This window comes from Drouetiella sp., from assembly GCF_059504425.1.
This window is the reverse complement of record NZ_JCACIN010000053.1, coordinates 1-21,420: the sequence shown is the minus strand read 5'-3', so window position 1 is coordinate 21,420 and position 21,420 is coordinate 1. Positions and strand designations below refer to the sequence as shown.

General features: G+C 51.1%; 18 protein-coding genes. 5 read left to right on the top strand and 13 right to left on the bottom strand.

Annotated elements, in window-relative coordinates:
• The first annotated feature begins 129 nt into the window (after positions 1-129).
• Both AC5JMP_RS13075 and AC5JMP_RS13070 read left to right on the top strand, forming a co-directional pair.
• Entirely contained in the window at positions 130-885 is a 756-nt protein-coding gene (locus tag AC5JMP_RS13075) for a hypothetical protein (protein WP_495851915.1), read from the top strand.
• 169 nt (positions 886-1,054) lie between these two features.
• A complete protein-coding gene (locus tag AC5JMP_RS13070; RefSeq protein WP_495851914.1) occupies positions 1,055-2,749 on the top strand; it encodes an SBBP repeat-containing protein in 1,695 nt (564 codons plus the stop codon).
• A 155-nt stretch (positions 2,750-2,904) separates the two neighbouring features.
• Here AC5JMP_RS13070 and AC5JMP_RS13065 read toward each other — a convergent pair whose 3' ends face one another.
• The 6 genes from AC5JMP_RS13065 to AC5JMP_RS13040 all read right to left on the bottom strand — a co-directional run bounded on the left by AC5JMP_RS13065 (position 2,905) and on the right by AC5JMP_RS13040 (position 10,122).
• On the bottom strand, positions 2,905-3,753 hold the full coding sequence (locus AC5JMP_RS13065; RefSeq protein ID WP_495851913.1) for an SWIM zinc finger family protein: 849 nt from the start codon (positions 3,751-3,753) through the stop codon (positions 2,905-2,907).
• A gap of 115 nt (positions 3,754-3,868) precedes the next feature.
• Positions 3,869-5,125: an RNA polymerase sigma factor SigC gene (gene sigC, locus AC5JMP_RS13060; RefSeq protein WP_495851912.1), complete on the bottom strand. Its 1,257-nt coding sequence runs from the start codon at positions 5,123-5,125 to the stop codon at positions 3,869-3,871.
• 85 nt (positions 5,126-5,210) lie between these two features.
• On the bottom strand, positions 5,211-5,375 hold the full coding sequence (locus tag AC5JMP_RS13055; RefSeq protein ID WP_495851911.1) for a hypothetical protein: 165 nt from the start codon (positions 5,373-5,375) through the stop codon (positions 5,211-5,213).
• A 127-nt stretch (positions 5,376-5,502) separates the two neighbouring features.
• Positions 5,503-7,044, bottom strand: a complete 1,542-nt coding sequence (locus AC5JMP_RS13050) for a YcjF family protein (RefSeq protein ID WP_495851910.1) — start codon at positions 7,042-7,044, stop codon at positions 5,503-5,505.
• Between the two features lie 189 nt (positions 7,045-7,233).
• A complete protein-coding gene (gene rbp, locus AC5JMP_RS13045) occupies positions 7,234-7,533 on the bottom strand; it encodes an RNA-binding regulator (RefSeq protein WP_495851909.1) in 300 nt (99 codons plus the stop codon).
• A 306-nt stretch (positions 7,534-7,839) separates the two neighbouring features.
• Positions 7,840-10,122 carry a PBP1A family penicillin-binding protein gene (locus tag AC5JMP_RS13040; RefSeq protein ID WP_495851908.1) on the bottom strand — a complete coding sequence of 761 codons (2,283 nt, stop codon included), beginning with the start codon at positions 10,120-10,122 and terminating at the stop codon, positions 7,840-7,842.
• A gap of 518 nt (positions 10,123-10,640) precedes the next feature.
• On the opposite strand from AC5JMP_RS13040, the gene AC5JMP_RS13035 reads away from it, so the two are divergent.
• Together AC5JMP_RS13035 and AC5JMP_RS13030 are read left to right on the top strand one after the other, a co-directional pair.
• On the top strand, positions 10,641-11,756 hold the full coding sequence (locus AC5JMP_RS13035; protein WP_495851907.1) for a PRC-barrel domain-containing protein: 1,116 nt from the start codon (positions 10,641-10,643) through the stop codon (positions 11,754-11,756).
• Positions 11,757-12,128: 372 nt separating this feature from the next.
• Positions 12,129-13,232, top strand: a complete 1,104-nt coding sequence (locus AC5JMP_RS13030; RefSeq protein WP_495851906.1) for an SH3 domain-containing protein — start codon at positions 12,129-12,131, stop codon at positions 13,230-13,232.
• A gap of 4 nt (positions 13,233-13,236) precedes the next feature.
• Here AC5JMP_RS13030 and AC5JMP_RS13025 read toward each other — a convergent pair whose 3' ends face one another.
• A complete protein-coding gene (locus AC5JMP_RS13025; RefSeq protein WP_495851905.1) occupies positions 13,237-13,929 on the bottom strand; it encodes a hypothetical protein in 693 nt (230 codons plus the stop codon).
• 127 nt (positions 13,930-14,056) lie between these two features.
• Complete coding sequence (locus AC5JMP_RS13020; protein WP_495851904.1) at positions 14,057-14,302, bottom strand: hypothetical protein; 246 nt, start codon at positions 14,300-14,302, stop codon at positions 14,057-14,059.
• 176 nt (positions 14,303-14,478) lie between these two features.
• On the opposite strand from AC5JMP_RS13020, the gene AC5JMP_RS13015 reads away from it, so the two are divergent.
• Positions 14,479-15,603: a WecB/TagA/CpsF family glycosyltransferase gene (locus AC5JMP_RS13015; RefSeq protein WP_495851903.1), complete on the top strand. Its 1,125-nt coding sequence runs from the start codon at positions 14,479-14,481 to the stop codon at positions 15,601-15,603.
• A 169-nt stretch (positions 15,604-15,772) separates the two neighbouring features.
• Here the strand turns inward: AC5JMP_RS13015 and AC5JMP_RS13010 are convergent, their stop codons facing one another.
• From AC5JMP_RS13010 to AC5JMP_RS12990, 5 genes are all read right to left on the bottom strand, one after another.
• Complete coding sequence (locus tag AC5JMP_RS13010; protein ID WP_495851902.1) at positions 15,773-16,231, bottom strand: histidine phosphatase family protein; 459 nt, start codon at positions 16,229-16,231, stop codon at positions 15,773-15,775.
• Positions 16,232-16,555: 324 nt separating this feature from the next.
• Positions 16,556-17,674 carry a DUF3500 domain-containing protein gene (locus tag AC5JMP_RS13005; RefSeq protein ID WP_495851901.1) on the bottom strand — a complete coding sequence of 373 codons (1,119 nt, stop codon included), beginning with the start codon at positions 17,672-17,674 and terminating at the stop codon, positions 16,556-16,558.
• A 101-nt stretch (positions 17,675-17,775) separates the two neighbouring features.
• Positions 17,776-18,486 (bottom strand): thioredoxin family protein, encoded by a 711-nt coding sequence (locus AC5JMP_RS13000; protein WP_495851900.1) that lies wholly within the window; start codon positions 18,484-18,486, stop codon positions 17,776-17,778.
• A 33-nt stretch (positions 18,487-18,519) separates the two neighbouring features.
• Entirely contained in the window at positions 18,520-20,619 is a 2,100-nt protein-coding gene (locus AC5JMP_RS12995; RefSeq protein WP_495851899.1) for a protein-disulfide reductase DsbD family protein, read from the bottom strand.
• A 288-nt stretch (positions 20,620-20,907) separates the two neighbouring features.
• Positions 20,908-21,186 carry a hypothetical protein gene (locus tag AC5JMP_RS12990; protein WP_495852171.1) on the bottom strand — a complete coding sequence of 93 codons (279 nt, stop codon included), beginning with the start codon at positions 21,184-21,186 and terminating at the stop codon, positions 20,908-20,910.
• Positions 21,187-21,420 lie beyond the last annotated feature (234 nt).

The window sequence follows — 21,420 nt, the reverse complement described above, 5'->3', positions numbered from 1 at the left end:
AACGTGGAGACTGCCAAGCAGTCAAATATTCATCAATCTTCATGATGCAATTTATGAGTCGCAGGGCATTCTAAAACTACGTAACTCAAACCCTATACTTTAACCCTTCAACTCTTGCGGCAAAATGCTATGTCAACCCCGATCGTTTTTGTCGAATCCTGGTTGGCCCAAACTTCAAAACCTGCTAAACCAGACATCTCTGCACCTCAGCAAATAGGAATGATTTCATCAGGAGTTCTGGTTATTCTCCTGGTGGGTTTGGCAGTGTTTACAAAAGTGAAAATTACTCAGCTCAAAAAGCAGACACGCTTTGAAGAATTTAAAAATCGAGAGCTGCAAAAAAAGCTGAAGCTGGCGCTGAATACGATTGGCAAGATGGAAAAAAATCCAGATCTAATTCATTCGCGTGAATTTAATTTGGATTACTTAAGAATGCGGATGGAAGAAGAGCAGTTTCACTTCATCATCTTGAATCAAATCAAGATTCGAGTGAAGGAAAAGATATCGATCGCTCTCCGCCCATCGCAAGCTGAGCAAGGGCTGGTCGGCATTGCCAGCAGTGGGCGTCAGGTTGATGAAGTTTTTGATGTAGAGTACGACCCTTCTGGTTTACCCAAAGGCAATCGACGGGTTTTATTCCGCATTCAAATCAAGCTAATGAAGCTACCTACACAGCCAACCTCATTAACCATCGGTCAAATTATTGACTGTATGCACAAGTTTATGAGTCAGGAAACGGACGATCACTGGCAACCCACGATTCAGGGGCGCATCGCCTCAATTCACTGGGATCAAAAAGCAAAGCCAACGCCTCTTCTGGTCTTGGAACAGCTTAACGAAGGGGTCAACGTTACCTTCCGAACTACGCGCATGGCAGAGAGCTAGTCTAGATCTACTCCTTGTTTTGCAATGATGTTTTTTGAGTATCTTCAGCGTCCTAACTTGATGTGTACCTGTAAACTCTGCGTAAAGGCAGGAGGTAATGCTTGCGATCGCTCTCTTGAGTTGGGCACTCTAAGTTTAATCATCTTAATAGTGCAAGGAATCGTTGAGCATGGGACGCGATCGCGCTGGAAGCACATTACTCAAAGCCAAGAATCTGGGGAATTTAACCTCAGAGCTGAATATCTCACGTGATTTTGTCGGTAAGTCTGATCTCAGCGATTTGTATCGCGTTAGTTTGGGCGATCGCAGTAGCTTCAATCTGCAAATCTCTAACTTGAGTAAAGGTGCAAAAGTAAGGCTGGAGATGTTTACTCTTAGAGAAGCCAAAAGCGAAGCGCTGAAGGCAATCGGGCGATTGGATTTTAGCCAACTCAAAGGCAAGAACCTCAGCAAAAATATTAGCTTTATCACTAAAAGAACGCTTGATAAAAATAGCAAGCCGCTTCAGCTTGTGCTAGATGCAGGGGAGTATTTCTTTCGCATTGCATCTCACAAGGGTGACACTGTTTATAAATCGATCGCGTTTACTAGCTCAATTTCTGCTAACTCCCCTAGCGATCCCACGCCCAACAACCTTACGCCCAATAGCCCTGCTCCTAGCAATCCAAATACGCCCATTCCCCCCTCGTCCCTCCGGTTCGATCGCCAATGGATTCGTCAGTTGGGTACCGCCCAGAATGACTATGGCTATGGCTTGGCGATCGTAGGCGATAATCTCTACCTTTCTGGCTCTACCGAGGGGAGCTTGAACGGGGCAAATCAGGGCGATCGAGACAGTTTTACGGCGCTGTATACCACCGAAGGCGCCCTGCAATGGCAGCGGCAGTTTGGCAGTCCAGGTATTGATACAGCCGCAGATATTGCCGCAGATGGCAGTGGTCATTACTACGTGGGCGGCGTTGCATCTGGCTCCTCTGGAATTCCAGATGGCTATGTCTCCAAATATGGCGGCAACGGGACTCAAGCATGGTCAAAGCAAATTAAGCTGGGTGGAATTGAGGCGATCGCAGGCATTACAACAGACAACTCCGGCAATGTCTACGCTTCTGGGTTGGTCAGAGGTATTCCAGGCTTCACTCCAGCCAATGCTTATGTAGTCAAATATGACAACGCGGGTAGTGAGCTGTGGTCGAAAGAATGGAGCGGCTCTGGTTCCAGCAGCGCAACGGGTGTAGCGATCGACCTAGACGGCAATGTCTACATTGCGGGTATTACCAACGCCACTTTGACTACCGACATTAATCGACCCCTCACGGGCGGCGATGTGTTTTTGGCAAAATATAGTGCTAGCGGCACGAAGCTTTGGGATCAGACGATCGCCACCTCAGCGGCAGAATACGCCCGTGGCATCGCGGTAGATGGCAGCGGCAATGTCTACATCACAGGCGAGACAGAGGGTACTTTGCCCGGACAGACCAGCGCTGGCGGTACAGACGGATTTGTAGCAAAATACAGCGCTACCGGAACTCAGCAGTGGCTGAAGCAGTTTGGCACGGCTGGATTGGATGAATCTCAAGCCATTGCCACCAGCGAGACAGGCTATGTCTTCCTGACGGGTGAAACGACAGGAGGCATTTTTGGCAACCCCAGCGCTGGTGGTTCCGATGCCTGGATTGCCGCATTTGGCACTGACGGCAGCTTGGCTGTCAGCACGCAGGTCGGTACTGCCGCAGCCGACGAAACCTATGGCATTGCAGCATCCGGTAACACTATCTATGTGCTGGGGCAAACCCTGGGGGCGATCGCAGACACCGCTAATCAGGGACAATACGATGATTGGGTCGCAAAATACGTTGTAACCTAAACCCCTCAGATTGCCATCTGTCGCTGTCGCCAGTTTGCTTAGGACATTTTGGGTGGAGCACTTTGCGTCCCACCCAAAATGTCCCCGTCCTAACCGCCTTTGCGCTTACTATATTTTCGAGAGGTTCATGGCGAGAACCTCTTGAAAAACACGATTCAGTCATGGCTAGAATTTGTGTTCTCACTCCGTCCACCTGTTGCCATGGCGGCTAGAACGGCTTGCTGACTCGCCTGACTATAGATCGTTTTGAGATAGTCCAATAAAAGCTGAGAAGCGATCGCCCCTTGATTGCCTCCCATCTCTGCCTTAAAAGGTATAGCGCCCAACACATCTAGAATGGTTTCGCTGCTGGGAGGTGGCACTACTACAACCAGAGAGGCTTCTAGCTGCTCATCGTATTGCCAGAAAGTTGCCAGATCAATTTGAGAAGATTCTGGAATTGCTTCCTCAACGGGTCTAACCTCGCCTTGGGTGCTACGAGTCTGACGCAGCGCTGTGATGATTTGCTCTTTACTGCGACCGCGTAGCTGAAACAGCACAAACGGATCTTCGCTAAAGCGATCGCCCAGCAGATAATAAACGGCTCCGATGTGCTTGCAAGGATTCGCCGGATCAGGACAAGAGCAGCGGCTGTGAATGTCGAACTTGGTGTAAGGAAACAGACTCAGCCCGTTGGCTGTAAAGACTTCCTCAATATTCTGCGGCATCTCCCCCGACAGCAGCTTCGCCGAAAAAATGGCTCGCTCTGACATTGACTCAATCACATACTGCCACTGCTCATCATCGAAGGGATCAAGGGACAGAGACACATCATAGGGTTCTGGAGCCGTTCCCTGAACCTGCGCCGAAACCTGAGAGCCATCAAACTGGATATCTAACACGTTGCCTTGACGAGCATAGTTCCGGGCGCGTTCGAGCCGTCGCCGCCAGCCAAAGGATTCCAGCACATCAACCCAGCGCTGTGCCCACCATTCGCGGTTAGATTGCGTGTCGTAGTGAGTCATTGATGAGGCACCCCATATCAGGATGGTCAAAAAATAAAGGACTGAGCATCAGGCTTGATTCCTGGCTCAGTCCTTATGATGTTAGAGCGAATGGTTGAGATTCAGCAACTTGAACCTAGCTCAGCGACTCCAGATAATCCCGTACCCGGTTGCGGCGCTTGGGCTGTCTCAGCTTTTGCAAAGCCTTAGCTTCAATCTGGCGGACTCGTTCCCGTGACAGGTCAAGGGCACGACCGATTTCGGCAAGGGAGTAAGGCTGTCCATCGCCCATGCCAAACCGCATTAGGATCACGTCCCGTTCACGGCTGGTGAGGTCAGTCAGCAACTGCTGCAAGTCCCGATGCAGCGCTTCCCGCATCAGCACTTCCTCTGGGGAAACATCTTCAGTTTCTAGCAGGTCGCCCAGCTCGGTGTCACGCTCTTTGCCCACCTTTGTTTCCAGAGAGACGGCGCGAGGCACCCGTAGTAGGACTTCTCGCACCTGCGCCGGGGTCATTTCCAGCTCTAGCGCCAGGTCTTCCATGGTCGCAGTCCGACCTTTCTCCTGGGAGATTTTGCGCTGCGCCTTCTTGATTTTGTTCAGCTTTTCGGTGATGTGAACCGGGAGGCGAATGGTGCGGCTTTGAGTGGCGATCGCCCTTGTAATCCCCTGGCGAATCCACCAGTAGGCATAGGTGCTAAAGCGGTAGCCTTTAGTCGGGTCAAACTTCTCTACAGCTCTCTCCAGACCCAACGTACCTTCCTGAATCAGATCGAGCAGCTCTAGCCCCCGGTTCTGATACTTCTTGGCAACCGATACCACTAAGCGCAGGTTGGCTTTGATCATGTGATCTTTTGCCTTCACGCCTTCTGACTGAACTTGATCTAGTTCTGCCACCGTTAGCTCTGCAAGCTCTGCCCAGTGACGCTTGCCCGATGCCAACAGCGGCTTCAGCTCAGCCACTGGAACTTCTGCATCAGTTGCCCAGCGCTCCAGAGAAGGGCGGTGTCCTAGGTGAGAAGCAAGGCGATCGTGGGTTTCAATAATTCGCACATACTGCTGGATTTGAGCATCGGTTTCAGCCGCAGTGTTACGCAGCTCGACTAAGCGCATGTAGCGCTGGACGCTTTGAGCTTCAGAAACTTCTTCATCGCGTCCTAAGAGCCGGACTCGACCAATTTCCTGGAGATATAGACGCACGAGATCGGTGGTACGCCGTCCCGCAGCCTTCGCCACGCTGGAACCTGAATATTCTATTTCTAAGTCTGCCAGGTCGTGATCAACTTGCGATTCGTCCAGCTCTGCTCGATTTGCATCGTTGGCAAACTGGAGGTTAACGACGTTAGAAGACTCATCGTAGTCGGCATCCGCGTAAAAGGGTTGTGCTGGCATAATGCTTGTCTCAATTGCTCCAGGTAACAAGGGGGCGTTCATTGTTGCTTACGGCTATTGTTCCCACCATTCGGGATCAATTAACTTAGGACGAAATAAATTGCTTAAAGTTTCGCCCCGTGAGTTTTTCGACTGGCAGCCGTCCTATCAGGCGCAGTACCCAGGAAGGGTGCTGATAGAAACCGTGGTGTAGATGTAGCTCATGGGTTAAGTCAGCAATTACTCCTAGTTCCCCAGGGGATATAGTCATCTACATCTCTTGTATCCCTAATTCCTGAGGACATTCTTGAAATCTTTGTGGGTTGCCATCAAGCGGCAATGAAGATCGGCTTTGGCGGGTGGCACTGCGTAGACAGCACTGCGAGGTAGCACCGCGATCAAGCCTCAATATTTGAGTTCCTGTCAGGCTCTTTCGATGGCAAGGCAATCCGAGCGATCGCATCCTGCACAAAGACCCTAATAAACTCATCACGGCGGTTGAGCTGAAACTGCTCCTGTACAACCTGCGCCATGCCGCCATCTCCCCAGGTTTGGTCGCGACGGAAGTACTCAATGAAGCTTTTTCCGGCAATGCGGGTCAGGTAGGCTGCCGTTACGCCCTGGATGGCACGACCAATGAGAAAAGTGCCGACATTCGTTTGAAGAGCAATCGAGAGAAGTTCGATCGCGCCTCGCACTACGCCTAGGCTGACGAGAGTTTTTGCCAATGAAATGGCCAGCTCTTTGCCGCGCTCCAGATTAATCTCGCAGCCATAGACTCGCCCTAATTCCACCACCATCTGGGCATTGATGGCAGCCGTGGCAATCAAATCAACGAAGGGTAACGGTGTGACTGAAACCACCCCAGCACTGATCCACTGGTAGCGATCGACTATTTTCTCAGCTTGAGTTTGGCGCTCAACATCAATCAGCTGGCGGGCTTCTGCGCCCAGCCGCTGCGATTGCAGCAAGATATTATCAGCAATCAAGTCTTCCCCTTCCGATCGCAGCACTGCCGCCATCCGCCGCAGTAGCGGAATAACTTCTGGCTCAGGCTGAAATAGCTCGCCGTTCTCTAAACGCACAGGCTGAGGGTTAGCGGCGATCGCCACAATATCTTCGAGTGGAATCAGCGTCTGGACGCGCTGCCGAATCCGATTGAGCAAAACATCTAGGTCAGCTTCGGGATATAGATCGGTTTTATTGAAGACGAGGAGCGATCGCTTGCCAATTTCCGTTAAAGCCCGCAGAGCCGTATATTCTGACTGGCGCAAATCATTGTCGATCACGAACAGCAGCAAATCAGCATCTGTTGCCATCTGCCGAGCCAGGTTTTCCCGCTCTGTACCAATGATGCCGATTTCTAGGATGCCGGGAGTATCAGCGATTTGAATTTCTCGATCTAGCCCTTTAAGCTGAAAGCGATAGATCTGCCCCAACTCTGTCGTGCCCAGCGTCGCGCCGACTCGACCCGCCATTCGACCGATCACAGCATTGACGATCGAAGTTTTCCCGGCTGATCCCGTGCCAAAAATCACGACATGCAGCTCTCGAAACGATAGACTTTGCTCAATTTCACGGGAGCGATCGATCAACGCCTGTCGTGCAATCTCATCTTGAATCTGAGCCACCTGCTGCTGCACCGCCTGAAGGGTTTCACGGGCAACCTCTGCCTTTTGCTCAGGAAGCTTGACAGGCTGCGGGCGATCGGCTCTCTGACGGCTGGTTCCTTCACGAAAAAGGGGCAGCGTGAAATAGAACAAAGCCGCCACAGCGCAGATCAGAAGCGCCAGCATCAGCGCTACCAGAATATTTGCCAGCAGCGGAGAGGTGATGGCGATACCAAAATAGAGCTGCGATAGAGAGCCTGTCAGCCATATTACCAGCCCCAAAATTAGAAGAATGCCAGCGACAAGCGCTAGGAGGCGTGAGCTAGACATCAGCGACTCCAGAGGTTAGCGATCGAAACCTTGGGCATCTCTTACAGCCATTTTCAATTGCATAAACCACGGTTATTTCAGTAGAAGCCTCACTCCGCGAGGCTTCTACTGAAATAACCCAGACTTAACCGAGCGCAAAGTGCCGTAAACCGTTATGGGCAGCATTAAAGGCTTATCACCCTTAGCGTACTACTCCCTGGATGCAAAGCCGCCACTTCTGCGACCGCCCTCACGGCTGCCGCCCTCTTCACGAGGTTTTGCCTTGTTAACGCGAATTTCTCGACCGAGCCATTCAGCCCCATCCAATTCAGCAATGGCTTTGTCTTCTTGAGCGTCTTCTTCCATTTCCACAAACGCAAAGCCGCGCTTTCTGCCTGTTTCGCGATCGGTCGGCAGACTAACCCGGCTCACCTTGCCGTACTCTGCAAAAACCTCCCGCAAATCCTCCTCGGTAGCCTGAAAAGACAGGTTGCCCACGTAAATAGTCACGGCTCTCTCCAAACCTTAGCAATACAAGAGACAGTTCGGAGAAGTTCAAAGAATGCAAGTGCAGAACCTTCAACTTTTCTACCGAATACTGCATTTGCTGGAGATCATATCCGATTTATGTGGTAACAGCAAAATTGCGCCATCTTTTTTTAATTAATTTTTGCCATTGCCTAATTTTAGAGAGGAATTCTCCCAATCCATAGCAACCGCCAAGGCGGTTAGGAGGGGACATTTTGGGTGGGGCGCGCAGCGCCCCACCCAAAATGTCCTAAGCAAACTGGTGACAGCTATGAGCCGACCTATCGGCTAACGAACGACTTGCTGCATATAGTTACCCCAAAGCTGAGCAGCGTCTGCACTCGTTCCGGCAGTAGGCGTGTTGTCGTCGTTGCCAAACCAAATGCCCGTTGCCAAAGCCTGACCCGGTACATAGCCAACAAACCAAAGATCTGTATTGTCATTATTGGTGCCAGTTTTACCCGCTTCGCCCAATCCCAGCGCCGCGTTGCGTCCGGTACCCGACTGCACCACGCCTTGCATCAACGAAGTCATAATGTCAGCGACCTGGGGATCAAGGGCAGGGAGATTAGTCTGGGCATTTTGCTGATAGTCAAAAATGACGCGACAGGTTTTGAAATCTTGGGGGTTAGTGCAATCGCTACTGTCTAAAATGCGGTTGATCGTGTGGGGCTGGTTGCGAATTCCCTGGTTTGCCAGAACGCTGTAAGCTCCTGTGAGTTCCAGTAGATTGACCTCACTCTGCCCCAACACGAGTCCAGGAACCGGATTAAGCTTAGAGGAGATCCCCATGCGCTGCGCCGTCCGCACCACCTGGTCTAGCCCCACCTCTTGCCCAATGCGCAGGGCAACAACATTTTCCGATCGCGCCAACGCACTATACATATCTAGACTGCCGCCGCCCGATTTACAGCCCTCAAAGAACTGTCCGCCCCAGTCGAGCGGAGCACAGGAAAAGGCGGCGCTGGGCGAAATTCCCTGCTCGATCGCTGCCGTATAAGCAAACACCTTGAAAGTCGATCCGGGCTGCCGCATGGCCTGAGTCGCTCGGTTGAACTGGCTCTGCTGAAAATCAATGCCGCCCACAAGCGCCAAAACCTCACCCGTACTGCTGTCGAGGGTAACAAGGGCGCCTTGTGAGAACCCAGCAGATGCCCCTGTGGTGCCTACTGCTGCCTGTAGACTCGCCTCCGCCTTAGTCTGCATCTGGGGATCTAGGCTGCTTTCCACAATAAAATTGCCTTCCTGGGCCAGCTGCTCACCCAAGAGCGTATCCAAATCTTGAAATACCTGACCGTAAAAATAGGGGGCGATCGTGCTTTCTAGCTCCTTAATTGCCGCTGGATTGATCTCGATCCGCGATCGCCTTGCCCGCTGCGCTTCCTCTAGGCTGACGGAACCCTGAGCTGCCATGCGGTTGATAACGCGATCGCGTAGCTCCACTGCCGACTGGTAATCTCGCACGGGATTAAATCGGTTTGGGGCAGGCAGGATACCCACAAGGGTTGCCGCATCAGATAGCGTCAGGTCTTTCGCCGATTTGCCGAAATAAAATTGCGCTGCATCCTCAAAGCCATAGTTGCCGCTGCCCAGATAGACGCGATTCAGGTAGGTCAGCATCAGGAAATCTTTGCTGTAGGCAGCTTCCAGCTTCAGAGCCACCATTGCCTCGCGGATCTTGCGGCTGGCAGAATCTTCGGTGCCCACGTAGTCTCGGAAAATGCTGCGCGCCAACTGCTGCGTGATGGTGCTGGCTCCTTCGCGAATTTCGCCGCCCTTAACGTTGGTCACGAGGGCGCGGGTAATCCCGATCGGGTCAACGCCCCAATGCCAGTAGTAGCGGGAATCTTCTGAGGCAATCACCGCCTTGGGCAGGAAAGGCGAGAATTCCGAAAGCCGCTTATTTTCCAGATGTGCGCGTGTTTCGATTGGTCTGAGGGGTGTTTCGCCATCTCGTGCATAAACCACAACTGGACCCTGTACAGAGGCAGGCAAAGGAGTCACCCCAAACTTTTGCCACTCAAACCCGACCCATGCAGCAGCGATCGCCGTCAGTCCCGTGAAGCCATATAGCCCGTACTTGATTGCCTTGACGTAGGTTGGAGGCGGATTGTGATACTGAATCTTCACAGCTGCCGCCAATTCAGGAGGCCCTAACGTTAGAACATCGCCATGGTGCAGCGTTACCTTGGCAAGCCGCCGTTTACCTCGGTAGATGCCGTTGGTGGAGTTTTCGTCCTTCATCACAAACGGATCGTGGGGCTGCTGCTTGTCGCGCGTCATCGAGAGATGCACCTGGCTCACCACCGGATTTCGCACCACAATATCGCAGGATTTAGAGCTGCGCCCTAGTACGTAATGCTCACCCAGCAGCGGGTAAATTTCTGCTTTATCAGAGTCGGCATCCTGCACCCACAGTTCCGGCACTTTGGCGTTGGGCTTAAGGGCAAGCTGGGAAAAGTTAACCTTTGCCTGAATAGTTTGAACGGCTTGCGTGATGGCCCGCAAGAACGTCTTTGGCGGGTTAGAGGGCGAATTGGGCGGTGTAGGTGGTGTAGAAGGTGGAGTCATGGACAGCTCGTGCAGAGTCACTCAAGACTAGATACAGTTTGACCCGCTGAAGTTTCCGAAGAGTTCTCCAAACTCAGCTACGCAACATTGTACTGACTGTATTGTACCGACTGTCCTACAAGTCGCAGAAAGCCTAGGCAGACTACTCAAGTTTTTGCGGATCAGGTTTCTGCTGAGGGAAGGCGATCGCCCAAAAAAAATCCCCAGCTTTTGGCCGGGGAAATCTATCAGGGTGCATCTACCACTCCCTTATGCAGAGAAGTCAGGCTAATTCAGGAGAAGGGCTGTGAGGTTACCGTGAAGACCGATCCGTGAAATTTAGAGATTGTGCGAAGCTGCCAAAATCCTGCGTGAATTCCGAGATCTAAAAATTCAAAGATATGCCTTTCGCCAGTTTGCTTAGGACATTGGCGGGGCGCTGCGCTGTCACACCCAAAATGTTCCCGTCCTAACCCCCTTGGCGGTTGCTATATGCTGGATATGTGTATCCTCATCTTGCTCTCGCGCTCTAGAAAATTATGACGGCTCAGGCAGAAGTTTTTCGGCAAAGCGACTTGATTAATCAGCTCGTGCTCGATCGCCAGACGTTGGAAGAACTGGGGCGCGTCGAGACTCTGTGGATGTATCCTCCTGTGCATCGCGTGTTGGGCTTCATCTGCAAGTCTGGATTTCTGGGCAACACAAAATCCGCCTTCAAGCTAAGCCAGATTGCCGCCATTGGAGCCAGTGGTGTCTTGACTCACGCACCCTCTGAACCAACCGAGGCCAAAAAGGTACAGCAGCTTGAGTCGTTGATTCAGCATGAAGTGTGGAGCAACGAGGGCAATCAGCTCGGCAAAATTACGGATTATCTGTTTGAGCTAGAGACAGGCAAGATTAAAGCCTATCTGTTTATTTCTAGCGGCTGGGCAGGTATAACGGGCGAAGTTTATGAATTGCGCCCTGCCGACATTGCCAGCTTTGGCAAAAAGCGCGTTTTGGTGGCAGAATCTGACACCGATCGCTTCACCATCTATCAGGAGGGAATTTCTCAAAAGCTGATCAAAGCCAAAGATTCCCTGACGCAAGAAGCCTCTGAGGAGTTGCGATCGCTGACTCAACGGGCAGAAACCTTGACCGAACAAGTCACAGAGCGAGTGAGAGGAAAACTTTACAACCTGGCTGATCAAGCGAAGGCGAACGCCCAAATGCTTTCTCAAAAAGCGAAAGAAAAAGCTCAGATTCTCAATGAGCAATTGGGTGAGCAGTTGGGTGAACAGTTGGACGACTTGAGCGCCAAAGCCGAAACCCGAACTTTTTCAGAACGAGCTAAGGCGACAAGCCAGACTCTTGCCGAAGAAGTGAAAGAGCGATCGCATTCTCTGAGCAAGCAGCTTGGAGCGAGCTTTCAGACCTTGACGGTGCAAGCCGAGGAAATTTTTGAAACCGTCCGAGAAAATTCTGGATTTGAGGCTGGATCTAAGCAAGAGGAGTCTCAAGCTGCTAGTTCGGATGACTCACTGGATGATGACTGGCTAGATGATGACTGGATGAATGATGAGCCGAGCCTGAAAACTGAGCCAATTCTACGGAATGAAGATGCGACAGCTCAGCATCATGAACCAGATGATCTAGATGATGAGCCTTGGATTTGACTCAAGAGTCTTTGAGTAAGTTTTGGGGCAGGGCTGAATCCGGGTATGAATTTTTTTGAAAGGGGCGCGGAGCGCCCCTTTCAAAAAACTCATGCATAAAACCAGCAGCGCCGTTTTGGGATAAGTTCTCAGGCGACTCTTCAAAAATCTTTACTTTAAGGAAGGGTGGAGCGATCGCCCCCATTAAAATCTGCGCTATGCTAAATCGCTAAAATGCTGTGAATTTGCCAGTTCTCGCAGATACGCTACAGACAGCGCCAGGTTGTGGGCTGCTGCAAATAAATATCTAGCTCTAGCGTCCATCCTGAATTTTTAGTGTTATATTGCTTGCTGTATTTGACATCCCTGAAGGTGGCTATGGAAACGAAAGAGATGACTTCCCGTAGGGTTTGTATTCCACGCTCCTCGGCTGAAAAGGTCAGGACTACCCTGTTGGGGGTTCTGTCGTTGGGCACCCTTGCTCTATCTGCTTGCAGCGTGGCAGACTTAGCTCCCCGCGATGTCAGTTCATCTGTTCCTAGCGCTACTCCTACACTTAGCGCTTCCCCTTCGCTTGGCACTTCACCGAGCGCTTCTGCGATCGCTAGTGAGTTTACCTTTCCCCAAAGCTCTTGCGGCGACCAGGCTGTTTCCCCTAGCGAAAGCTGGTACCCCGTATATATCGACAAAAGTGATATCGCTCAGATTCGCAATCGGTACTGCAAAGATGCTGTCAGCGTCATCAGAGATAAAACTGGCGTACCCTCGGTTCAGGTTGCTAGCTTTACGACCTACGGCAAGGCTCAGCGGTTTGCCCTAGCGGTAGGCGGCGAGGTAGAACCCGTGGGCATCTCGCGCACCTCGCTAGATGCCCGGATAACCAGCCAGGACTCTCAAAGCCCTGACAGTAGCACCCGTGCCGATGTGGAATCCACCGATAAGGCTGTCCTCACCTCAAGCCAGCCTCAAGCCCCCATCAATGTGCGGGAGCGTGCCACCACCTCTGCCGGGATTGCGCACATCGGCTATGGAGGCGATCGCCTCAGCATTCTCGACAAAATGCAGGGAGAAGACGGCAACACCTGGTACAGCGTTCGTCTAGAGTCTGGAGAGAGAGGCTGGGTCAGAAGTGATTTTGTCTCGCAAGATGCCAATGCTTCAAGTTCTGGCATCCAAAGTTCGAGCGCTCAAGATCCTGCAACATCGGGTAACCTCGATCGTTCTTTGACTGCTTCTGCTTCCCCTTCTGCCTCTGCTGAGTCCTCTACTTCAGGCTCTGCCCGATCGGCAGTTCTGACGGCTAGCGAACCCGATGCGTTGATTAACGTCCGCACTGGTGCCAGTACCTCGGCAGAAGTACAGTCTACAGGCTATGCAGGCGATCGCATTCAGGTGGTTGACAAAAAGCGAGGAGAAGATGGAGAGACCTGGTATAGCGTTCGGTTTGAGTCGGGTACAACGGGCTGGGTGCGCAGCGACTTTGTTTCTAGCAACTAATTTTCTAGCCACTCATTTGGGCTGAAAAAATCTTTTCCAGCTCACCCCAAAACGAAATCATTGGCGTTTGATTGAGTAAGCAAAACTGGGCATCGGAGACTCCCACGATCGTCCAGTTGTCGCAGACCTGCTGCCCAATGTCGATCGCTACAAACAGCAAATCTAGGCGCGCCGCAGCCTTCAGCGCCATATCAAAAATTGCTTCCTCTTCTTCAACCGTCAGCCATTTTAACGGGTCATCTACCTCCCAGAAGTAGGCGTAGGTGAGAATCGTTTGTCGATAGAGATAGACCCGAAACGATCGCCCCAAGGGTTTGCCTTTCGGGTCAGCCTGACCATAGTGCAAATCGGCAGCTTGGCGCACCTCTGCCCAAGACTGAGCCGATTTTACTGGCGCTAAGTCTGACAATTTACTATAGATATTGCTAAATTGCTGAGCGATCGCATATTGCTCAGGTCGGTTCAAAAGCTGGATATTTCTGCTGAGAAAAGCGTCGTAAACTGCTCTGTAGCGATCGATCGAGGGTGGCGCACTTAACCAGATGCCAAAGCTGTTCTGAGGCGGATTGGTTTGGGGTTGAAGCGTTGCTGCGATCGCTCCAAGGCTAAAGTTTTTTGGCAATGAGTAGACTGAAATTCCCATTACGGCCGCAATTTTAGAGGCGATCGATTCAGGGTCTTCGCTTAAAACAATCATCCTCATGTGATTTTGGACTGCTTCTCTACAGAAAACTATTCAGCAATGTTTTCCTAAATCGCTTTAGACTGCACCGCTTGAGCAGCTCAGCAGACTCATCATGTGTGATCCTAACCGTCTGAACCCACTAAGCTATTGTCTCGGCAAAACGAGTTTCAATGATCCAGTCACTCCGAGGAATCGCACTTCTATTTTGCCACTCGATCGTGAAATCTAGGGTGTAGCGCTGCTCAAACCCATCCCTTTTTCCCGCCTGAGCTTCCTGAACTTTGACGACCCTACTTCGAAGTTGATGTCGATGAAAATATTGGGTGATCGTGTGCAGGTAATGATTTTTTGTGGTGTGAACTTTGCCCACACCACAAAAAATCATTACTCCTTGAGGACTACCAAATATGGAATGTCTGGTAAAAGTACGCAGTTTGAGTAAAGCTGAATCTTGATTCTTCAGGATATGCCGGGATGTTTTTCTAGAAGGACATTGTCGAAAATACAGAGTAGTCCGCATTGATACCTGATTTTCCAGCTTCTACCCAAAAGTGCAATTTCATGATTGAAGTCCCTTCTAGAACGGTAAGTAAAGAGGAAGTTGGCAGGCTTTACAAGCGATTCCGAAGAGTGGTGCTGGCTTCATCTGCTAATCACTTGACAAAATATCAGACCGGAGAACTTAATCAGGAAGTAAGGGCGCTCATTCATCGAGAAACCCAGCAGCTTTATCGGCAGTTGCGAACGGTTGCTTTTGCGTCTTCTCTCAGCAATGTCAAACAAATCCAGCTGCCTGTTCGGGGCGGAACTAACGCAGGGCTATATCGTAAAGATCCCCGCAAGCTCCATCAGGAGTTTCGTCAGGCTGTTCTGATCTCGTCTGCCAATATTCTTAGGCAAAAGGCAGCCGCCTCACTCCAAGAGTCTGTCCGAGAAACTGTAAAAATTCTGAATGTTGAGATTGATAATCTGTCTAAGCAAGAGTTTTTAAGTAAGCTCAGTCGGGGCGTTGTCTTTACACCCAATGTCGATCATTTAATGAAATTGCAGCATGATCCAGCGTTTATGGCAGCATACCAACAGGCTGATTACCGAGTTTGTGATAGCCAGGTTTTGATGTATGCCTCTAAGTTTTTGGGCAAACCTATTAAGGCAAAAATTTCGGGTTCAGACCTGTTCCCTATGTTTTGCGAACATCATAAAGATAATGAATCCACTAAGATCTTCTTACTAGGGGGTGCTGAAGGGATTGCGAAACAGGCTCAACGGCGAATTAACGATCGCATTGGTCGGAACATCATTGTTGCTGCTCACTCTCCCTCGTTTGGCTTCGAGAAGAATCAGCAGGAATGTCAATTCATTATTGATCTGATTAATCGATCGCCCGCTAACGTGCTTGTGGTCGGAGTAGGTGCGCCCAAACAAGAAATCTGGATTAGTCGATACCGCTCTCTGCTGCCAAAAATCAATATTTTTCTAGCCGTAGGTGCGGCGATCGACTTTGAGGCAGGCAACAAGCCGCGTGCGCCCAAAGTGATGAGCGACCTAGGCATTGAGTGGCTGTATCGGCTGCTCACTGAACCCAAGCGATTGTGGAAGCGTTACTTGATAGATGATTTGCCGTTTATTGCTCTAGTTCTCAAACAAAAGCTGCGGAACTGGCGATCGTCAGACTTGGGTGGATAAAATCCACTGGTACGAGCCTAGCGCAATGCGCTTAGATCCAAAGAGATATTTTTGAGAGCCGCGCGGAGTGCGGCTCTCAAAAATATCTGCCCCATAACCAGTTTAAATTGGTGTGGGATGTGGCTGTCGCCAGTTTGGTTGGGAGCAGTTTCTTGTGCATTTTCCCCTATCAGGAAATAGGAATTCGCCCCAGGATATCAATTTTGTTATTATCTTTAACCTCTACCAGAACAGCTTCCCCAGACTGCGGAAAAATATCGCTCAGATCCGTAATATTAACCTGATGAGAAATCATCACAACCACACCCGGCACCGCTTGATTTTCTAGCATGAATTTCTGGACTTGTGCTGTCTGTTCATCGGCAGTGCTGCGATCGCCAAAGAACGAATTTAGGGGTGGGAAAGGTTCAACCTTGCCCAGGTTCATCAGTTCAGCAGTTTCTAAGCAGCGGCACCACTGGCTCGATAGCACCTTGGTCACCGAAACATTGCGACTGCGAAACGCCTCTCCGATGCGAATGGACTGTTGCCTCCCTTCCTCTGAAAGATTGCGTTGTGTGGAGCAGTCCCCTAGCCTAAAGTTAGGCGGATCGCCTGTTCCAGGGGCCGTTGCATGTCGAATCAGCATAACGAAACTTCTCTGGTCTGCTTGCTGAAGTAATGACCACAGTTCCTCCTCAGATCGCTCTATCCCAGTTCGTACCTCGACCGAGACGCTGTTGGTTGGCGTAGAATTTGCAGGGGTTGAGGGAGAGTTTGGTAAGGCACTGTCAGCCTTTGACGTTACGGACGGGCTAGACGTTATGGCAGTGCCCTGGATAGAGGGAGCGCTGCCACAACTGACTAAAGTGAACGCCGCGACCAGCAGCCAGCTTCCGCTTTTTGCATATAATTTAGCCTCTATATGAAGCGTTTTCATGAAAGTCTGAATGAATAGATGGGATAAGCAGCATCAAATGATAGGGTGATGGGCATGGATACCCTGCTCATAGTGACTCCGTAGAACATCCATGCCAAAGTTATTTCTCAGGTCATGCCAGACCGTATGAATATGATTGGCATTGTTTTGAGTATTGTCGTATTCAATCAGAACTGTAGGTCCCTGGAACCGATAGTAGTGAGCTTGTTGCGGTTCTAGTGCCCCAGCCCAGGCAAAGCGGATCTGATCAATTCCAGCCTTCTGAATCTGCTGCAATTGCACAGTTGCCAGGTCATCTCGCAAGTTGCGAACGTAGGTTTCTATTAGGCGGATTGCCCGATCGCGGCTATCCGTTTCCATGTCGCTCAGCAACAGTCCAGCCGATCGCTCCAGGCTTACAGAGCGACCGGGTCCTGTCAGAATATCGCCAAAGGATTGGTCAGCGAGAATGAGCTGCTGACGTTGAGCTGAGGATAGACTTTGCAGGAGTTCAAACGCCAGATCTTGCTCTTGAGGTAACGCTCGCAATCCTTGCTGGAGCGGAACTTGGACTTTTGCCGGATTTGCCCCCAAAAATGCAGGAGTGACTGTCACGATCGCCTCCGATATCACAGCAATATTCAAAGACAAGTGATGCCCTTCCAGCCGCCATCCCCAGGGAACCTGAGCCGGATTGCCAAACACGGTGACAAAATAAAGCTCCGGATCTCGAATAGAGGGCGAACCCCCCATCTCTCGCAGAACGGTCTCCAGCGTCAAGATGTTTTGAACTTTGCGATAGCCAACTTCACTCAAGCTGAATTGCAGCAGACGATCGACTGTCTGGCGCTGTTGAGCAGACATCTGCTTGAACGCCATGCCTTGGCGCTGGCGCGGAACATAGTGCCAATTGAATCGTTCCTCAGCCTCAAAAGGAAACATAGCCTCCCTCTGCTGCTCCGAGTCAAGGCTTTGGAGGAATGCCGTAACTAACTCTGCCATCGTCGCCTGAAAAGATGAACGAACGGGTATTGCTGGCAACTCACCAACTTCAGCTGTCTGAGTTTGCGGTTGACAGGCTTGACCCATGAGAGAAGAGAGGGCGATCACGCCTCCGCCCAAAAGCAAATGCCTGCGATTGATCTGTCTATTGATCTTTCTATAGAGGTTCATCAGTGAATTGTAGGGGAGAAACTGCTTTCACATAGTGTCAGGAGATCGATCTGAGGAAGTGCGCGTCTCTCAGATAAATCTCCTGGCAATACCAGAAAGCCTTAGCTTCCGTATTTAACCGTGCAACCATAGGGCTGGGTGGATGCTGTCGCCACAGGCTGACCTGCAATAACCTGAGTTAATGCACTCTGCACATAGTTTTGGGCACCCGCGATATCTTCCTGATTGGCGGTGGGCTTGTCATCGATCGCGCCCATATACTGCAAAACTCCGTTAGCATCAATCACAAACATATGGGGCGTTGTGCGGGCGGTATACAGCTTCCCAATTTTGCCCTCTGAATCCAGGATGACTGCCGTTGGGCTAGCCTTACGGCTAGTAGTCAGCTCATTAGCCTGCTCAGGCGTGACATAACCTTGCAGCCCGGAAGCCGAAGACACGATCGAGAGCCAAACCACATCCTTACCCGTGGCTTCCTTTTGCAAAGCCTGCATGTTGCCGCTTTCATAATGCTTGACGGTGTAGGGGCATTGATGATTCGTCCATTCCAAGACAACCGTTTTGCCTCGGAAATCGCTGAGCTTGTGGCTCGTGCCGTTGCTGTCGATGCCTGTAAAATCGGGGGCGGCTGTGCCGACGCGTATGGGAGTCGCTTGGGCGATCGCTGATGCCGACGAGGTAGCGTCTGCCGTGGCTTCGCTAGCGGGTGTCGTTGGGCTAGAGGTCGTTTGGCATCCGGCGATCGTCACCGTAAGCCCAGCCAGTCCAGCCAGGACAATTTTGCTCAAGCTCGATACTCTTAGACAGGTCATAATTTTCTCCTAGGGACAAGGGATAAGTGGACTCTAAATTTGCTCGATCGCGGTGCGGATTTCACCAGGCGACAAAATTTGTGGGAGTACGATCGGCTTGGCTTCTGCCCCAGCAGGGTACAAGACATATAGGGGCACACCGCTACGACCAAAGGACTCCAGAATTGCAGTAATGGCTTGATCCTGGTTTGTCCAGTCTCCTTTCAGCAGCGTGATTCCCTCTGACTCAAATGCCGCCGCCGTTTCAGGCTGATTGAGAGCAACTTGCTCATTCACCAAGCAGGTGATACACCAAGCCGCCGAGAAATTGACAAACACAGGTGTTCCAGCCTGCCGCAGCTCTGCCAAGCGATCGGCTGAATAGGGCTGCCACGCCAGTAGGTCTGAATCTGAGCGTTGAGTCTGTGAAGCGTTTTGTAGAGTTTGAGGAACTTGCGCCAGGGTCAGCGCAAATCCCAATACAACCAGCGCTAGGACTGTGCCTATCCGCTGCCATCTGAGAGGCGTTAGGCGAGTCTTTTGATAAAGCCAAGCGGCGAAAGCAATCAGAATTAGCCCCATCAAGGCAACTGCTAACCCCTGTGTGCCGCTTTGCTGAGTCAGAACCCAGACCAGCCATGCGGTTGCGGCATACAGGGGAAACGCCAGCGCCTGTTGAAAGGTTTCCATCCAGGCTCCGGGTTTGGGCAATCGTCGCTGTAAAGCCGGAATAAAGCTAATGGCAATGTAGGGCAAGGCTAATCCCAGACCCAAAAGCTCAAAAATTAGAATAGCGATCGGCAGAGGTTGCGTGATGGCTACACCGATCGCCGTTGCCATAAAGGGAGCCGTACAGGGTGTCGCCACGACGGTAGCAAACACCCCCGTAAAAAATTCCCCGACGTAGCCAGAACGAGCGGCAAGTCCCTGACCTATGCCCATCAGCGATGCCCCAAACAGAAACACCCCCGACAAGCTTAAGCCCACGGCAAACATCAGATATGCCATCAGCGTCACGAAAACCGGAGACTGGAGCTGAAAGCCCCAGCCAACCTGCTGCCCCAAGCTTCGCAACAGCAGCAATACACCTGCAACTCCCAGAAAGCTAAGCAGCACTCCACTGGTGAAAGCGATCGCTCCCCGCCGCACTTGCTGACGGCTTTTCTGGGCTTTTTTCACGATACTCAACGCCTTTAGCGACAGCACTGGAAAGACACAGGGCATCAGGTTTAGCGTCGCACCGCCGAGCAGGGCTAGCAGCATGATTTGCCAAAGCGGCAAAGCGCTAGCCGATTGCAAGGCTGGCTCCCTCACTGGCGCATTCAGGGTAAAGGACTGAGCGATCGTCTGATTCTCCAACGCTTCCTCAACTACCAGCACGCCGTTCACCTGGGTTAAATCGCTGAGATAGCCTCGCGGAATCCTCAAAGTCAGCGCGCCGTTTTTCAGCTGCATTTCTTGAGGAGCTGCGTTGGTAATTACCCCGTCTTTAGTTGGAAAGAAGGAGACTTGCGCAAGTTTCCCCACCTGAAGCTCAGGGGCATCGATCTGTAAAATCAACACCTCATCTCCAATCTGAGCCGATGCAGACCAAGGAGACGATCGGGGAATCGACTGCTGTGCCTGGGCAAAAAGAGCGGCTTCGTTTTTTACAGGAGGCGTGGTTACGACAGGCAAATCGAGCGAAAGGCTTGCCGACTCTGGAATACAGTCGATTTCACAGACCAGCCAATCTGCTTTGGCTTGCAGTTGAGCGGATGAACCTGCGAGATTGGCTGGCGGTGTAATTTGGCTCAGTAGCGTCACTTCATTCTCATAACCAAAATTCATCAATGGCCCCGCAGGCAACCGACTGGGGTAGGGAAACACCAGCCCGCCTGCCTCAAACCCCGGCGGGAGTGTCCAATCGATCGTTGGCGCTGCCCCAGAATCTCCTGGATTTTGCCAATAGGTATGCCAACCTTCTCGAATTTGAAAATGGAGTCCGACCCAGAAGGGCTGACCCGGCTGAAGACCCTCGACTTCACTGATTAGCGCGACCTGAACATGCTCTGTCTGAATCGGATTTGCCGATACTGCCAAGGGTGAGCCGAGCAAGGTCATACAGAGCGCAAGAACAAAAGCGATCGATCTCAGAATTGGCTGTATGAACATAGAGGCGCAGGCTACTGTATCAATCGTTAATAGGGCATTACGCAATTGAGTTGGGACGAGTTATTTTTGAGAGCCGCGCAGAGCGCGGCTCTCAAAAATAACTCACTGGATCTAAGCGCGTAGCGCTATATCGGCGGTCATAGAGAATATAGTCATCAGATAATTCTTGACTGACTGCTTTAAAATAACGAAGAAAGCTAACAGAAACATTACAGGAGCATTACAAAAATCAGCGACAGCCTAGATTATCCGGTGCCTCCTATATGGCTACGAAGTTTCTAAAGTTGCTCAAAGCCATGGGAAACTTCGTCCCGATGAGTTTGTGCTATCCTGCCTTCTGCATAAATTAGCTAGCTCTATAGCTGTGTCGGGGAGATCGACAATAAAGTTTCTAACAGCACTCCCAACAACACCCAAAAAACTTGCGATCGCCATCTCAACTACTGCTGCAACGGGATGTTCAATTTCAGCCGTACGAGCAATTAGAGCAACGCGAATTCGCTCAGGCAAGCGTCCTAAGATAGCTTCAGCATTAGCAGGATACATCTCGGAAACGACTAAACCCAAGCCTTGCGTTTGTACTTGCTTTTAAGAAATGGAAAGGCTAGCTCATTATGGATTTTGCTTTTCCACGCCTTCAGAATTGCACAAATCAAACACTTAGCATAACGCTCCGCTCCGGCTGAGCGGCTGTAAGTAACCTTTTCAAAACGACCAGGATTTCTCAGTAGTCCTCTCTAGCCGGGTTATGGGGGTACGGGGCTGAAATTGAGTAGTACACTCGATTTCAAGACTCGGAGG